Source organism: Nocardioides gilvus (genome assembly GCF_003194605.1).
GTDB classification, from domain to species: Bacteria; Actinomycetota; Actinomycetes; order Propionibacteriales; family Nocardioidaceae; genus Nocardioides; species Nocardioides gilvus.
Genome location: NZ_QHKY01000002.1, coordinates 742261 through 757458, shown reverse-complemented (window position 1 = coordinate 757458; position 15198 = coordinate 742261). Strand labels below are relative to the sequence as shown.

The 15198-nt window shown below is 67.1% G+C and carries 16 protein-coding genes, 1 tRNA gene, 1 other RNA gene, 1 pseudogene and 1 other annotated feature; of the genes and pseudogenes, 1 reads left to right on the top strand and 18 read right to left on the bottom strand.

Annotated features, from left to right (window positions below):
* Positions 1 to 468: 468 nt before the first annotated feature.
* The 15 genes and pseudogenes from DNK52_RS16305 to ffs all read right to left on the bottom strand — a co-directional run bounded on the left by DNK52_RS16305 (position 469) and on the right by ffs (position 12356).
* Positions 469 to 795: an integrase core domain-containing protein gene (locus DNK52_RS16305; RefSeq protein ID WP_239455465.1), complete on the bottom strand. Its 327-nt coding sequence runs from the start codon at positions 793 to 795 to the stop codon at positions 469 to 471.
* Positions 796 to 892: 97 nt separating this feature from the next.
* Positions 893 to 1129, bottom strand: a pseudogene (locus DNK52_RS16300) (IS3 family transposase); the annotation flags it as partial.
* A 126-nt stretch (positions 1130 to 1255) separates the two neighbouring features.
* Positions 1256 to 1384, bottom strand: a sequence feature (AL1L pseudoknot).
* Complete coding sequence (locus tag DNK52_RS16295) at positions 1342 to 1665, bottom strand: transposase (RefSeq protein WP_239455464.1); 324 nt, start codon at positions 1663 to 1665, stop codon at positions 1342 to 1344. Its footprint overlaps the feature before it by 43 nt.
* 48 nt (positions 1666 to 1713) lie before the next feature.
* Entirely contained in the window at positions 1714 to 2499 is a 786-nt protein-coding gene (locus tag DNK52_RS08895) for a DDE-type integrase/transposase/recombinase (RefSeq protein ID WP_110240583.1), read from the bottom strand.
* Positions 2500 to 2607: 108 nt separating this feature from the next.
* Entirely contained in the window at positions 2608 to 3204 is a 597-nt protein-coding gene (locus DNK52_RS08890; RefSeq protein ID WP_110240582.1) for a hypothetical protein, read from the bottom strand.
* Positions 3189 to 4295: a hypothetical protein gene (locus DNK52_RS08885; RefSeq protein WP_162598700.1), complete on the bottom strand. Its 1107-nt coding sequence runs from the start codon at positions 4293 to 4295 to the stop codon at positions 3189 to 3191. The genes DNK52_RS08890 and DNK52_RS08885 overlap by 16 nt, the downstream gene beginning before the upstream one ends.
* Positions 4296 to 4419: 124 nt before the next feature.
* Positions 4420 to 5172, bottom strand: coding sequence for an ATP-binding cassette domain-containing protein (locus tag DNK52_RS08880; RefSeq protein ID WP_275426144.1), 753 nt, complete (start codon positions 5170 to 5172; stop codon positions 4420 to 4422).
* A 31-nt stretch (positions 5173 to 5203) separates the two neighbouring features.
* Positions 5204 to 5713 carry a hypothetical protein gene (locus DNK52_RS08875; protein ID WP_162598698.1) on the bottom strand — a complete coding sequence of 170 codons (510 nt, stop codon included), beginning with the start codon at positions 5711 to 5713 and terminating at the stop codon, positions 5204 to 5206.
* Positions 5714 to 5932: 219 nt separating this feature from the next.
* Positions 5933 to 6967 (bottom strand): aspartate-semialdehyde dehydrogenase, encoded by a 1035-nt coding sequence (locus DNK52_RS08870; RefSeq protein ID WP_110240578.1) that lies wholly within the window; start codon positions 6965 to 6967, stop codon positions 5933 to 5935.
* Positions 6964 to 8235 (bottom strand): aspartate kinase, encoded by a 1272-nt coding sequence (locus DNK52_RS08865; RefSeq protein WP_110240577.1) that lies wholly within the window; start codon positions 8233 to 8235, stop codon positions 6964 to 6966. Before DNK52_RS08865 ends, DNK52_RS08870 begins: the two co-directional genes overlap by 4 nt.
* 73 nt (positions 8236 to 8308) lie before the next feature.
* Positions 8309 to 8932 carry a DUF5063 domain-containing protein gene (locus tag DNK52_RS08860; RefSeq protein ID WP_239455463.1) on the bottom strand — a complete coding sequence of 208 codons (624 nt, stop codon included), beginning with the start codon at positions 8930 to 8932 and terminating at the stop codon, positions 8309 to 8311.
* Positions 8922 to 9524: a recombination mediator RecR gene (recR, locus tag DNK52_RS08855; RefSeq protein ID WP_110240575.1), complete on the bottom strand. Its 603-nt coding sequence runs from the start codon at positions 9522 to 9524 to the stop codon at positions 8922 to 8924. The genes DNK52_RS08860 and recR overlap by 11 nt, the downstream gene beginning before the upstream one ends.
* Positions 9525 to 9529: 5 nt before the next feature.
* Positions 9530 to 9889 (bottom strand): YbaB/EbfC family nucleoid-associated protein, encoded by a 360-nt coding sequence (locus DNK52_RS08850; protein ID WP_110240574.1) that lies wholly within the window; start codon positions 9887 to 9889, stop codon positions 9530 to 9532.
* 17 nt (positions 9890 to 9906) lie between these two features.
* Entirely contained in the window at positions 9907 to 12174 is a 2268-nt protein-coding gene (locus DNK52_RS08845) for a DNA polymerase III subunit gamma and tau (protein ID WP_110240573.1), read from the bottom strand.
* 92 nt (positions 12175 to 12266) lie between these two features.
* Positions 12267 to 12356, bottom strand: an RNA gene (gene ffs / locus DNK52_RS08840) — signal recognition particle sRNA small type.
* 108 nt (positions 12357 to 12464) lie between these two features.
* On the opposite strand from ffs, the gene DNK52_RS08835 reads away from it, so the two are divergent.
* Positions 12465 to 12552, top strand: a tRNA-Ser gene (locus tag DNK52_RS08835).
* 74 nt (positions 12553 to 12626) lie between these two features.
* On the opposite strand, the gene DNK52_RS08830 is transcribed toward DNK52_RS08835, so the two are convergent.
* The 3 genes from DNK52_RS08830 to modA are packed head-to-tail and all read right to left on the bottom strand — an operon-like array spanning position 12627 to position 15198.
* The gene (locus DNK52_RS08830) at positions 12627 to 13661 is read right to left on the bottom strand and encodes a sulfate/molybdate ABC transporter ATP-binding protein (protein WP_110240572.1); all 1035 of its coding nucleotides are present in this window, start codon (positions 13659 to 13661) and stop codon (positions 12627 to 12629) included.
* Positions 13658 to 14452 carry an ABC transporter permease gene (locus tag DNK52_RS08825; protein WP_110240571.1) on the bottom strand — a complete coding sequence of 265 codons (795 nt, stop codon included), beginning with the start codon at positions 14450 to 14452 and terminating at the stop codon, positions 13658 to 13660. Before DNK52_RS08825 ends, DNK52_RS08830 begins: the two co-directional genes overlap by 4 nt.
* Positions 14449 to 15198 carry a molybdate ABC transporter substrate-binding protein gene (modA, locus tag DNK52_RS08820; protein ID WP_110240570.1) on the bottom strand — a complete coding sequence of 250 codons (750 nt, stop codon included), beginning with the start codon at positions 15196 to 15198 and terminating at the stop codon, positions 14449 to 14451. The genes DNK52_RS08825 and modA overlap by 4 nt, the downstream gene beginning before the upstream one ends.

Below are 15198 nucleotides of genomic sequence, written 5' to 3'. Positions count from 1 at the left end.
CGGTTCCTGGCGACGCGGACCACGTCGTCGCGGAACTCCTTGGGGTACGGCTTCGTCACGGGGACATCCTTCCAGCCCAACCATCTGGTTAGGCCGCTCGGTTGTCACCTATCCGTGCAGCAGTCCCGTCTCAGGACATCGCGGACACCCGAACCTCGGAAACGTGGGTTCGGGTGTTCTTTCATTTGATGGGTTGGTAGTCGCGCTCGGGGTCGATGGTGAGCTCGCGCAGGAGTTCGCCGGTGACTGCGTTGACGACGCGGACGTCGAGGTCTTGGACGAGCAGGATGACGTGGGTTCGGGCGTGGGGTCACGGCTCCGGTTTTGTCGATGCGGTCGTGACGGATCCGGTCGTGGGTGTCGGTTTCGCGGCTGGGTCCGGGTAGGGCTTTGGGCATGGTGTCGTAGAGGGCTGCTGGTGTGGCTCTGTGAACCGCCCCGGGAAGTCCGGAGGCCCGGTTTGATGGCTCAGCCGGTCGACTGAAGCCGGTTTCTTGAAGCGTAGTGAAGTTCCTCGGCGGCGATCGGGGTGAGGTCGTCGATGGCCTCGTGGGGTCGCTCGGTGTTGAAGAAGTCGACCCAGTTGAGGGTCTCCACTTCCACGTGCTCGACCCCTCGCCACGGCCCTTCGGGGCGGATCAGTTCCGCCTTGTACAGCCCGATCTGGGACTCGGCCAGGGCGTTGTCGTAGGCATCGCCCACCGACCCGACCAAGGGGTCCACGCCGGCCTCGACGAGCCGCTCCGTGAACGCGAAACTGACGTACTGGGCGAGTTCAACCAGTCGTTGCAACACCGGGTTGTTGAAGCGAGCGTAGTTGCTCTTCGAAGACTTCGGCTGGCGTCTTCCATCCGAGGGTCTTGCGACTGAAGACGTCGAAGACGAACGCGACGTAGACCATGCCCGACCAGGTCGGCACGTAGGTGAAGTCCGCCACCCACAACTGGTTCGGACGGGCGGCCCAGAACTGACGGTCCACCCGGTCGATCGGGCGGGGTCCGACCTCGATCCCAGGCGGCGGCTTCAACCGCCGCTGTCGCAGGGCCCCGACCCATCCCTGCTGGCGGTATAGGCGTTTGACGGTGCACCGGGCGACGTCGTGACCCCGTCCGCGCAGGTGCAGCCACATCTTGCGGGCCCCGAACCTGACCAGCAGCTTCTGCCGGGCACGTTCGGACTCCATCAATGCCACGATCTCGGCGTCGCGCAGCACCCGCTTGGACGGCTTACGGGCTCGGGCCTCGTAGTAGGTGGACGGGGCGATCTTGATCCCGTGCTCAGTCAGCACGCGACAGATCGGCTCGACCCCGAACACCTGCTTGTGCTCGTCGATGAAGTCGGTCAGAACCTGTTGGGGCGGTCGAGCTCCGCCGCGAAGAAAGCCGGAGCCGCCTTCAAGATGTCGTTCGCCCGACGCAGCTCGGCGTTCTCCTTCTTCAACGCCTTGATCTCAGCGATCTCCTCGGTCGTCTTGCCAGACCGAGCGCCGCCGTCGATCTCGGCCTGGCGCAGCCACTTGCGCAGCGACTCCGGAGAGGTGATCCCGGGCTTCGAGGCGACCGACTTGATCGCGGCCGACTCGTGCTCGTAGTCCGACTTGGACTCCATCACCATCCGCACCGCACGCTCACGCAGCTCTACGGGATACCTCGAGGGACGTGCCATGTGAATCATCCTTCCAACGAAAGGACTCTCCAGACACCCCGGGGCGGTTCAGTTGGGTCGGGAGTTCTTTTGGTGCACGTGCCAGTCGCGTAGTTGTTGTTCGAATCCGTTGCGTCCGATGCCGTCGAGTCGGACGGTGTAGACCATGCCGTTGTCGGTCAGGGTGGATGCGGGGATGCTGTGTTGACCTGCGGTTTTGCGGAATGTGGCTTTGACGATGGGTGTGGTGATGCGGTGGTGGGCGCTGATGTGGAGTGCGTAGCGGGTGCAGTCGTCGAGCCAGGTGATGATCTCGATGCCTTTGGGGAACGTGGCGGTGTCGGTCAGCGGGTAGTGGGTGAAGTCGGATTGCCAGGTCTCGTTGGGCATCGTTGCTTGGAAGCGGATGTAGGAGGATTTGGGCTTCTTCTTGGGTTCGGGGGTGATGGCGCCGTGGCGGGTGAGGATGCGGTGGGTCGTGGCTCGCGACAGGGTGATCTGGTGGTGGTGGTGCAGGTGCCAGGTCAGGGTTTCGGCGCCGGCGTCGTGACCGTTCTCGAGGAGTTCTTTGCGTAGCCGTAGGACGAGTTCGACGACCTGGGGTGGGGTCGCGTGGGGTGAGGTCTTAGGCGCTCGGGATCGGGGTTCGAGGGCGGTGTCGCCTTCGGTGCGGTAGCGGGCGAGGAGCTCGTAGAGCCAGGAGCGGGAGACGCCGTAGGTCGGGCGACTTCGGCGACGGGTCGTTTCTCGGTGATGACGGCGGTGATGACCAGGCGGGCCTTTGACATGGATGCACGCTGGCGCCGCGATGTTTTCTATGTCGTGAGACATGCCGTCCGGGATGTCGTGAGACATGTGTCCGGTATGTCCTGAACCAGGACACTGTCACCCCGACAGAAAATTCCCTGGCTCCCAGAGCCGGGGAATTTCTGCGTTTCCGCTGCACAGGGGCGGGCGCAGACCTCACCGCCTCGGCACTGCGTGCACACCGATCCCCAGCATCAGCAGAACTCCGAGCCACCGGGAGACCGAGAGGTCATCGGGTGAGACCAACCATGCCCACGGCTGCAGCGACAGCCGACCATGGATCGCCTCGTCGTACCCGAGGGTGAGGCCGGTCATCGCGTATGCCCAAGGGGCCAGCAGGCCGAGGAATACATTGGCACGCGAGAAGAAGAGAGCGATCCCCACCAGTCCGGCGTAGGCCCCCGCCGGGCCCACGAACAGCGAACCGACGAGAGCGCTGCGCAGCAACACCACCAGTCCCAGCAGGAACACCACGACGATGGCGATGGCCGCCACACGAACCCACGGCATCCGCCTGGGCGAAAGGCGCTCCTCCAGTCCCAGTAGTGGTTCGACCAGTGCCACCACCAGGGTGGCGGCAAGACAGGAGAGGAGAAGACTCAGGCGCGTGCGCGGAATCATGGGGTCGGCGATGAGGTTGGGCACGCTCAACACGCCCACTGCGACGACCGCCACGGTGACTGCCACCGTCAACACACCGATGAGCGGGCGGAACCTCAGGAGCCACCCAGCGTAGGTCAGTGCGTCACGCACGAGTTCATCCGCTGGAGAGCTTGCATCACGGCGGGCACTTCAGCCGCCGCGTTCGTCACCGGACGATTGCGTTCCGCGTACTCGTCCATGGTCAGACCGCCGAGCAGCAACAGCGACCAGTCACGTACGAGGGACATGTCCTCGAGCAGGGCCACCGGGGGCTCGTCCTGGTACATCGCCTTGCACCACAACGGCGTGCTCACTGCCACCGCAGCGTTGTCCATGTCGAAGTCCAACTTCCCCGGAGCTGTGGGCCCAAAAGTCACGGTGCCCTCTCGGTCCGCGTTCCTGATGTGGTCATCCTGCGAGTACGAGGTCGGGAGGAGCCTTGTGTCCAAGCCTGCTTCGCGCGCACGCTCGTGCAACTCCTCGAGGCGCGGCACGGCGAGATCCAACTGACTGTCGTAACCGGCGTAGACGCACACGGTCAGAGAGTCCCCCATGCAGTGATCCGGCTCCACGCCCGAGGCGACCAGCAATTCGCCCGAGTCCTTTGCAGTCCCGATGCCAAGCAGGACCAAGGACGCGGCCAGCACCCCGACGCCGAACCGTACGTCGAGGACGGGCCGCGCAGCTCCCCACAGAAGGACGACAGAAGCCAGAAGCAGCCAGCCGGCGTTCCAGAGGTGCTCGCCCGACGCAGGGGTCAGACCCGGGACTGCGTGACCTGAGCCAATGAGCTCGAAGAGGCTGCGCCAACCCATGAGGTCAGGCAGGAACATCACCGCCGCCAGCAACCCCACGGCACCGATCGCCGCCGGCACTCCGGACAGGAGGCGACCCACGAAGGCGCCAAGTGCAACAGCGAGGATCACGGCGCTCAAGTGTGCTCCAAGCATTGCTGCGTAACCCCAGTCCACCATTCCTTGGTGGGTCACGGTGACGTACGCCGTGACCGCTGTCGCCAAGACCAGGATCGCCACCGGCCAAGCGAGAGCGGCCCCGACCATCGGAAGGAGCACGCGCGCGGGAGACTCAGGCGCACGGCTCATCCACGACGCCACTCCCCCACGCGCGCGAGCGCTCAGCACGGCTGCAACGAACGCAGTCACCATGAGGACGGTGGGCAGGGTCTGGAACAGATGGGCCATTCCCCAACCGAAGTCGCCAGCCCAACGATCTGCCTCCGATCCAAGGACAAAAGCCACGAAAGCGGCAGTCCCCGCGGCGAAGGGCGCCCACCACACCCAGCTCCCCGGGAGTCCGACTCGGACCTTAGCCATGGTCAGCACCTCCGCGGGTCAGGATGGTCCAGACACCCCGCTCGAGGGCGGTGGTCCCGTGCGCTCCGTCCGCCACGGCTTCCTGCAGGGTCAGGGCGTCCCCGTCATGCACCACCCGCCCATCGGCCAACACCAGCACCCGGGCGGCAGACGTGTCGATGTCCTCGACGAGATGGGTCGAGACCAGGACCACACACTCTTGGGCCAGGTCCTTGATGATGGCCCGCAGGCCGACGCGCTGCACCGGGTCCAACCCAGTGGTGGGCTCGTCCAACATCAGAACGCTCGGCTCGTGCAGCAACGCTGCCGCGATGGAGACCCGTTGTCGCTCCCCGCCGGACAAGGAGCCGATCCGTCGCCCGATGAGAGTGGTGATGGAAAGCCGGTCCGCCACCTCATCAAGACGGGGACCGACTCTTCGCGCAGGAACCTTCTTGAGCCATGCAGCAAACTCAAGGACATCGCGCACTCGAGCCCCCGTAGGGAGCTCATCACGCTGCGGGACGTAGGCACATCTCCGCAGAGCAGATCGACGCTCACCTCCGCCACGCGAGAGGAGGTGGCCCTCGACCTCAACCCGGCCCTCCGCGCCAGTGACGCCCGCCAAAGCCCTCAGGAAGGTCGACTTACCCGCCCCGTTGTGCCCCAGTAGCACCGTCAGGCCGGGGCCTTCGAAGACAAGGTCAATGGGACCGAGACGGAACTTTCCTTGGGAGACGCAAAGCGATTCAACTGCTAGGAGCACGATGCGAAGTCCTTTTCACCACGTCCGAGAATCAGTACTTGTTGCCCTTGGTGAGGGTCGGACCACTGTGCAGGTCCGGGCCCTTGTTGGACTCCCCGACTCGCATGCTGGCGCGGGCGTAGTTGCCTCCGCTGGACACTCCTGTGGAAGCGTACAACTTGTGCGACCAATAGTCCCCGTTCCACGTTTCCTTGTTGAACTCTGAGAACTGCTTGTCGTACGTGTAGTACTTGCTTGAGCACTCGGTGTACTGGGGAGCGAAGCAGATGCCCGAGTTCGTCTGAGTGAAGAGCTCGAAGAAGACGTTGTGGCCATTCTTGTGGTTGTCCTTCAGGTAGCCGTATGCACGGGACCGAGTGCCGTTCGACGTCGTTCCGATGTTCCAGTAGCCGTATCCCGACGCCTTCTTCTTCCCATCGTCCTTGGCGATCAAAGGCTCATCTTCTTTGTTCCAGCCACGGTCCTTGGCCTGCGCCGAGGGGACTGCTGAAAAGGTGAGTGCGACAACAATCACCGTCATCAGTGCCGATCGAAAAGACATGAAGCTGCTCCTTGCTATTGGCGGCTTTGGGGGGCGCCACAACGTAGCGGAGGTCAACCACGCTCATCGGCGGGCCATTCTGAATGCAAGACGGACCGCACCGGCCGCTCCTGAAGTGGTACAGGGGCAACTGCCGACTGTGCCTGCCGACCGGCAGCCCCAAAACAGACGAAGCGGCGGCCCGGTGACCGGACCGCCGCTTCCTACGTACGCAGTGACTCAGCGCGCGGCGATGATCTCCGCGATCTGCACGGTGTTGAGGGCAGCGCCCTTGCGCAGGTTGTCGTTGCTGATGAAGAGCGCCAGCCCGCGGTTGCCGGGGACGCCTTCGTCCTGGCGGATGCGACCGACGTACGACGGGTCCTGGCCGGCAGCCTTGCGAGGGGTCGGGATCTCCTCGAGCTCCACACCAGGAGCGTCCGTGAGCAGCTTGCGCGCCTGGTCGGGAGTCATCTCCTCGGCGAACTCGGCGTTGACCGCGAGCGAGTGACCCGAGAAGACCGGCACCCGGACGCAGAGGCCGGAGACCCGCAGCTCGGGGAGGCCGAGGATCTTGCGGGACTCGTTGCGCAGCTTCTGCTCCTCGTCGGTCTCGTTGAGACCGTCGTCGACGATCGAACCGGCGAGCGGGAGCACGTTGTACGCGATGGTCTCGACGTACGGGGCCGGGTCACCGAACTCGACCGAGCGACCGTCGTACGCCAGTGGGCGCGGGTCCTCGATGGCCTCGACACCAGCGGCAAGCGCCTCGACGCCGGCGACGCCGGAGCCGGAGACGGCCTGGTAGGTCGAGACGATCAGGCGCTCGAGGCCAGCGGCCTCGTGCAGCACCTTGAGGACCGGCATGGCGGCCATCGTGGTGCAGTTCGGGTTGGCGACGATGCCGCGCCCGGCTGCGATGACCGACTCCATGGCCTCGGGGTTGACCTCGGAGACCACCAGCGGGATCTCAGGGTCCTTGCGGAAGGCCGAGGAGTTGTCGACGATGATCACGCCGGCGTCGACGAAGCGCTGGGCGTGGGCACGCGAGGTGGTGGCGCCGGCGGAGAAGAGCGCGATGTCGAGCCCCGTGGGGTCGGCGTTCTCGACGTCCTCGACGACGACGTCCTTGCCCTGGAACTGCAGCACCTTGCCGGCGGAGCGCGCGGAGGCGAAGAAGCGGACCTCGGTCGCGGGGAAGTCCCGCTCCTCGAGGATCTGGCGCATCGCGACGCCCACCTGGCCGGTGGCGCCGACGATCCCGATCGCGGTCATCGTCCGGTACCGCCGTAGACGACTGCCTCGACCTCGTCGGCGTCGAGGCCGAACGCGGTGTGGGCACACTGCACGGCCCGCTCCACGTCGACGTCGTCGACGATCACCGAGATGCGGATCTCGGAGGTCGAGATCATCTCGATGTTGATGCCCTCGGAGGCGAGCGCGGCAAAGAACTTGGCGGTGATGCCGGGGTGCGAACGCATCCCGGCGCCGACCACGGAGATCTTGCCGATCTGGTCGTCGAACAGCAGCTTCTCGTAGCCGACCTCGGACTCGACCTTGGCCAAGGCCGCCATCGCGGTCTGACCGTCCTCGCGCGGGAGGGTGAAGGAGATGTCCGTACGACCGGTGGCCGCGGCAGAGACGTTCTGCACGACCATGTCGATGTTGGCGCCGGCGCCAGCGAGGGCGTCGAAGATGCGTGCGGCCTCACCGATCTTGTCGGGCACGCCGACGACGGTGATCTTCGCCTGGCTCCGGTCGTGGGCGACGCCGGAGATGATGGCCTGTTCCATGGTTCCCTCGTCTTCACTGGCGGGCAGGATCCAGGTGCCTTCCTTCGTCGAGAAGGAGGAGCGCACGTGGACGGGCATGTTGGAGCGGCGCGCGTACTCGACGCACCGCAGGTGGAGGATCTTGGCGCCGGAGGCAGCCAGCTCGAGCATCTCTTCGTAGGAGACCTTGTCGAGCTTGCGGGCGGTCGGGACCACGCGCGGGTCAGCGGTGAAGACACCGTCCACGTCGGAGTAGATCTCGCAGACGTCCGCCTTGAGGGCGGCAGCCAGCGCCACGGCGGTGGTGTCGGAGGCGCCGCGACCCAGCGTGGTGACGTCCTTGGTGTCCTGGGAGACACCCTGGAAGCCGGCCACGATGGCGATCGAACCGTCGTCGATCGCGGCCTGGATCCGGCCGGGGGTGATGTCGATGATTTTGGCGCGACCGTGCTCGGCAGTCGTGATCACGCCTGCCTGGGAGCCGGTGAACGACTGTGCCTTGTAGCCGAGCTGGGCGATCGCCATGGCGACCAGCGCCATCGAGATCCGCTCGCCAGCGGTGAGCAGCATGTCGAGCTCACGCGGCGGCGGGAGCGGCGTCACCTGCTCCGCGAGGTCGCGCAACTCGTCCGTCGTGTCACCCATCGCGGAGACCACGACGACGACGTCGTGGCCCAGGCGTTTGGTGTCGACGATGCGCTGGGCCACCCGCTTGATGCCGGTTGCATCGGCGACGGAGGAGCCTCCGTACTTCTGCACGACAATGCCCACCGAGGTACCACCTTGCTTGAATCGTGGGGAAAGAGTCGACGCGGCGCGTCGACTCACCGATCAAGTCTAGTCGTCAGCCTTCGGGGCTTTCCGACAGCATCTCATCGGCTGCGGCAATCGCTTCGTCGTCCACCGACAGGTCCACGTCGAGACGCGAGTGGTGCACCACCGACCAGACTGCGTTGAGCGCGGCGCCGGCCAGGTTGCCCCAGGAGGAGACGTACGAGAACTGCCACCACCACAGGGCCTCGACCAGATTGCCGAGGCGGTAGTGGCGCAGGCCGTTCTCCAGGTCTGTCGCGATGCTCGCGATGTCGTCGGAGAGCCGGCTCTCCAACAGCTCGGGGTCGTAGGGGTCGAAGACGAATTCGTACGTGTCGACCGGTCCGAGCGCGGCCGCGAGCATGCGCCGCAGGTCATCGGCGTCGCCCTCGGTGCCGACGTCGGGTTGGAACTCCGAACGCGGGCGGAAGTCGACGTGGGCTCCCAACCGGGCACCGGCCAGCGAGATCTGCGCCAACTCGAGGAGGAGGATCGAGATCGCGCGGCCGTCGTCGCCGACGTTGGCCACTGCTCCGACCGCCACCAGGAAGGACTCGACCTGGTCGGCGATCTGACCGCCGAACTCCTCAAGCCCTGTGTCAATGCGCGTGGGCTCGATCGCCTCGGCCCCGCTCGAGTCAGTCTCAACCATCATCTGCCGACCGCCTTCCGGCGAAAGCCCTGCCCAAGGTGACCTCGTCCGCATACTCCAGGTCACCGCCTACCGGTAGTCCACTGGCAAGTCGCGTCACACGCAACCCCATCGGCGACAACATTCTGGTGAGATACGTCGCTGTCGCCTCCCCCTCGAGGTTGGGATCGGTGGCCAGGATGACCTCGGTGACCGTCCCGTCAGCCAGACGCATCATCAGCTCACGGATGTGCAACTGCTCCGGGCCGATGCCGTCGATCGGCGAGATGGCGCCACCCAGCACGTGGTAGCGACCCTTGAACTCTCGGGTCCGCTCGATCGCCACGACGTCCTTGTACTCCTCGACGCAGCACAGCAACGTCGGGTCGCGGCGCGGGTCGCGGCAGATCCGGCACTGCGTCTCCTCGGAGACGTTGAAGCAGATCGTGCAGAACTTCACCTTGTCCTTGACCTCGTGCAGGACGTCGGCGAGACGACGTACGTCCTCCGGCTCGGCCTGCAGGATGTGGAAGGCGATGCGTTGCGCGCTCTTGGGACCCACGCCGGGCAGTCTGCCCAGCTCGTCGATCAGGTCCTGGACGACACCTTCGTACAAGTGGCTCAGCCCAGTCCGGGCATGCCGGGGAGGCCACCGTCAGCGATCGGACCGAAGGCCTCGACGGCGTTCTCGTCGGCCTTGGCCTTGGCGTCGCGGAAGGCGGCGACGATGAGGTCGCCGAGGTCCTCGAGGTCCTCGGCCGAGGTGCCGTCGAAGGCGCCGGTGGCGATCTTGACGTCGGTCAACTCACCGCTGCCGGCGATCGTGACGGTCACGGCTCCAGCATTGCCTTCGATGCGCTGGAGCTTCAGCCGCTCGTTGGCAGCGTTGAGCTGCTCCTGCATCTCCTGGGCCTGGGCGAGCAGCGCGTTCATGTCGAAGCCGCCGGCTCCGCCGAGGCCTTCAAAGGGGTTTTCAGTCATGGTGATCTCCTCCGGGTCTACTGGTTCTTGATCTCTTCGATGATCCGGGCGCCGAGCGTGCGCTTGAGCAGCTCCGCGCTGTCCAACTCGTCACTGTCGGCATCCGGGTCGTCCAGGCTCACGGCAGCATCGGCCAGCGCCTTCGAGTCGTCCACCGGGCGGTCGCCCGTACGAGTCTGCTTGATCGCTTCGCGCGCGGCGACGATGGCCTGCGAGTCGGCAGGGGCGGGCTGGCGTTCGTGGGGACGGAAGGCCTCCGGCGGCGCGTCGTCATCCTCCGGTGGGGGCTCCGCAGCGGGGTTGTGCGGGGGCGCCTCGGGGGCGGCCTGCGCCTGTCCCCCGCTCTGGGTCTGGGGTTGGGCCCCACCGGTGGACTGGGCTTCCGACGAAGCTCGGGCGGGAGCGACAGCAGGAGTGACGACTCGGTGCGCCGGGGCGGCGCCACCGGGGACGGCACCGGGGTCGACCACCGCATCGATGTTCCACTCGACGCCGATGACGTCGATCGCTGCTTCACGGAGCACGACATCGCTGCCGCCCTTCATGAAGGACTCCCGAGCGCCGAGGTTGTTGAACCCCAGCGTCAGGGTGTTGCCGTCCACCCCGGTGACCTGGGCGTTCTGGGTGAGCAGCATCCAGGCGAGGCGTCGACGTGTCCGCACGGCGTTGACGACGTCGGGCCACAGCCGTCGTACGTCGACCAGGGTCAGGCCACCTGCCGGCGCACCGGGGGGCGTCGCGGGCTCGGCGGTCGGCTCGGGGTCGGGAGTGGCGGGGGCCGCTGGGGATATGGGTGCCTCGGCCCGGGAAGACCGGGTCGGAGCTGCTGGCGCCTGGGCTGGCGCCGCCTGCGCAGCCGAGGCCTGCGCGGCCGGGACCTGGCCGACCGGCGCTACGGGCGCAGCATCATCCCAGCCGGGCCGGGAAATGCTGGGCTCGGAGGGAGCCGAGGCCGGGGAGGCCTGCGACGAGTCGCGGCGTGGGTGCGCCTGCTGCTGGGCAGCTTGCTGCTGAGCGGGTTGCTGCTGGGCCGTCTGCGGTGAGTCAGCGCGTACGTCTCCAGATGCCCCTGCTCCGGATGGCTCTGCTCCAGATGCCCCGGCGTTGGGCACCGCCCCGATGGCGAAGCGCTTCTCCATCCGGTCGAGGCGCGCCTGCACGCCATCGCTCGAGTGGTCGGCGCCCGGCAGCAGGACGCGGGCACAGATGAGCTCGAGTAGGAGTCGCGGCGAGATCGCGCCCTTCATGTCCATCAGCCCACTGGCCACCAGGTCCGCGGCTCGGGAGAGGTCGGCGCCACCGAAACGAGCCGCCTGGGAGACCAGGCGTTCGCCCTGGTCCTGTGAGACGTCGATGAGTCCCGTGGCCGGGGCGTCCGGCACCGCAGCCACGATCACGAGATCGCGCATGCGTCGCAGCAGGTCCTCGGCGAACCGTCGCGGGTCCTGACCCGACTCGATGACCTTGTCGACGACCCGGAAGACGGCTGATCCGTCGGCAGCCGCAAAGGCGTCGACGATCTCGTCGAGCAACGAGTCCGGGGTGAAGCCGAGCAGCGCCACGGCCAACCGGTGGGTGACGCCGTCAGGACCCGAGCCGCCGATCAACTGGTCGAGGACGCTGAGGGTGTCGCGGGCAGAGCCGGCGCCTGCACGCACCACGAGTGGGATCGCGGCGGGTTCGATCGCGACGCCCTCCCGTCCGCAGAGCTCACTCACGTAGTCAGAGAGCGCGCGAGGGGGGATGAGCCGGAAGGGATAGTGGTGCGTCCGCGAGCGGATGGTCGGAATGACCTTCTCGGGCTCGGTGGTCGCGAAGATGAAGCGCAGGTGCGGCGGAGGCTCCTCGACCAACTTCAGCAGCGCGTTGAACCCTTGGTTGGTGACCATGTGGGCTTCGTCGATGATGTAGATCTTGAAACGGTCTCGCACCGGCGAGAAGTAGGCCTTCTCGCGCAGGTCACGGGCGTCGTCGACACCACCGTGAGACGCCGCATCGATCTCGATGACGTCGATCGAGCCGGTGCCACCGGTCGCGAGGTCCTTGCAGCTGTCGCACACACCGCAGGGCTCGGCGATGGGCGCCTGCGCGCAGTTCAACGTACGGGCGAGGATGCGCGCCGAGGTCGTCTTGCCGCAACCACGGGGGCCGGAGAAGAGATAGGCGTGGTTGACCCGGTCGTTCGCCAGCGCGTTGCGCAGCGGATCCGTGACGTGATCCTGGCCGATGACCTGGGAGAACGTCTCGGGCCGGTAGCGGCGGTAGAGAGCGAGGGGTGAGTCCACGTGTGAACCCTAACCACCCACGCCGACCATGACCCAGAGCGTGGCCCGATCGGCGACGAGACCAGGCTCCATGGTGCGCCCTGTGGAGACGTAAAGGCCCCCCGTGCACCCGGTAGTGCTCGCCTGCCCTTGCTGCCTTCCGGCCCTGGGGGATTCAGCAAGATACCGCCGCACGGGGGGTTGGCAGGGAGTCTAGGGCAGCGGGGGTCGGGCTCACAAAGCGAGTCCGGATGAGGGCTCGCGCGGAGGCGATTTCCCGGCACAGCAGGCCTACGGGTAATCTCTCCGACGGAGGTATCGCCTAGTGGCCTATGGCGCTCGCTTGGAAAGCGGGTTGGGTGCAAGCCCTCGAGGGTTCGAATCCCTCTACCTCCGCCATCTGTGCGAATGACCGCCGCCCGACCTCGTCGGGTGGCGGTTCTTTCGTTTCACTCGGCAATGCGCTCATGGCGTCAGGCGGGGTGGATCGCGATCTCGGCCGCCTTCACGCTGAAGACCACGGCGGCCCCGGGCTCCAGACCGAGCTGGGTCACGGCTCGAGGCGTCACGTCCGCGGCGAGGTCACCGGCATGCAGGCGTACGACGTCACCGCGGCTCTCCACCTCACTGAGCACGACTGCGAACTCGTTGCGCGGGCTGCCGCCGGGCGCGCTCGCGAAGACCGAGACCGCGCGGGGGGCAAAGACCGCGACCGCAGCCGCGCCCTCGACACACCCTTGGGACCCACCGAAGACCTCGGCGCCGTCAGCGAGGACCAGCCGATCACCGCGCCAGGTCCCCCGCAACAGGTTGAGACCGGCGACCCGGGCCGCGAACGTGCTGCGCGGGCGGGTGAGGACGTCGTGCACCTGGCCCTGCTCGACGACACGACCGCCTTCGAGGATCACCACCTGGTCGGCCATCAACAGCGCGTCGAGCGGATCGTGGGTCACCAGGACGGTGCTGCGAGCGGCAGTCACCTCGCGCAGCAGCGGACGTAGCTCACGCACCACGTCGACGTCGAGGGCTGCCATGGGTTCGTCGAGGAGCAGGAGCGTCGGTTCTGCGGCGAGCGCGCGCGCCAGGGCCACGCGCTGCGCCTGGCCACCCGAAATCTGGTGGGGGCGGCGCCCAGCCAGTTCGCGTACGCCCAACCGTTCGAGCCATGAGTACGCCGCCTCCCTGGCCGAGCGGCGCCCCGACCCGGCGGCCCGGGGTGCGAACGCGACGTTGTCGCGCACGCTGAGGTGCGGGAAGAGCAGTGGATCCTGTGACAGCAGTGCCACCCGACGACGGTGTGCCGGCACCCAGGTGTGCGGCCCGGCCAACTCCTGCCCCGCCAGCGTGACGGTGCCTTCGTCCGCGCGCAGCACTCCCGCGACCACGTCGAGCAGGGTCGACTTGCCAGCCCCGTTCGGTCCCATCACGGCGACCGTCTCGCCGGCGGCGACGGTGAGGTCGACGTCGAACCCCCGGGACTCCAGCGCGGCAGCGACGCGAAGACTCATCTGGCCACCCTCCGCGGACGGGCCACCACGATGACGACGAGGGCGACCATGACCAGCAGCGCGGACAGTGCCACTGCGGCGTCGGGATCCACCTCACGTTGCAGGTAGACCTCGAGCGGCAGGGTGCGGGTGACGCCCTGCAGGCTGCCGGCGAAGGTGATGGTCGCGCCGAATTCTCCCAGGGCCCGGGCGAACGCCAGAACCGTCGCCGAGACCAGCCCCGGCAGGACGAGCGGCACTGTGATCCGGCGTAGCGCCGTCGACGGTGACGCCCCCAGCGTCGCGGCGACCCGCTCGTACCGGGTGCCAGCCGTGCGCAGAGTTCCTTCGAGGCTGATCACCAGGAACGGGAGAGCCACGAAGGTCTGCGCAATCACCACGGCCACGGTGCTGAAGGCGACCTGCAGGCCCAGGAGCTCGAGTCGCTCACCGAGCAGCCCGCCCCGACCGAACGTCTGGAGCAGCGCGATGCCCGCGACGACCGGTGGCAACACCATCGGCAGGATCACCAGTGAGCGCAACAGGCCCAGTCCGCGCCTCTCGCTCCTCGCCAGGACGAGCGCGAGGGGTACACCCAGCACGACGCACACGACCGTGCTCGCTCCCGCGGTGCGCAGGCTGAGTCCGAGCGCAGTGAGTGCCGACTCGGAAGTGATGAGCGACCAGAAGTCGGGCCACGGGACCTGGACGGCCATGGCAACCAGCGGAAGAGCGACGAAGAGGACCGCGACGGCGGCGGGCACGACCACCCAGCCCGGGAGACCTGCGGCGGGAACGGTACGTCGGGTCATGGCGTCCCGAACCCGGCGGAGTCCAGCAGGACCTGGCCTCCGTCAGAGAGGACCAACTCCACGAACTCGGCCGCCAAGCTCGGCTCGTCACCCTCCGCCACCTGCGCGATGGGGTACTCGTTGACGACCTTCTCGGCGCCGGGAAGATCGATCCCTCGTACGCCTCCCCCCGCGCGCAGCACGTCGGTGCGGTAGACGATGCCGAAGTCTGCTGCTCCACTGGTCACCTTCGCGAGCACGTCAGTGACCGACTGCTCCTCGCTCACCGGACGCAACTCGACATCCTCCTGCTCGGCCAGGGCCACGGTCGACGCTCCGCAAGGGACCACGGGCGCACAGACGACCAGGTCGCCCCCCTCGGAGATCGCGCCCCATCCGTCATCCGTCTGCGCCCCGGCGGCGGCGTCGGCGATCAGCTGCAACGTGTTGGTCGCGAACGTACGCGGTGTCGTCGTGACCAGATCGGCGTCGACCAACGTCCCCATGGTCGTCGTGTCCGCGGTGGCCACCACGTCAGCGGGTGCGCCGGCCCTGATCTGGGCCACTGCGTCGGCAGACCCGGTCAGGACCAGTTGCACGGCCACCCCTGGGTGCTCGCCCTCGAAGGTGGCGGCGAGCTCCTCGAGCGGTTCCTGGAGCGATGCGGCGGCATACACGTGCAAGGTGCGATCAGGGTCCTGAGCGGTCGAGCTGCATCCGGTCGCCATCAGGCCCACGACGAGCATCACAGCACCGGCTCTTCGCAT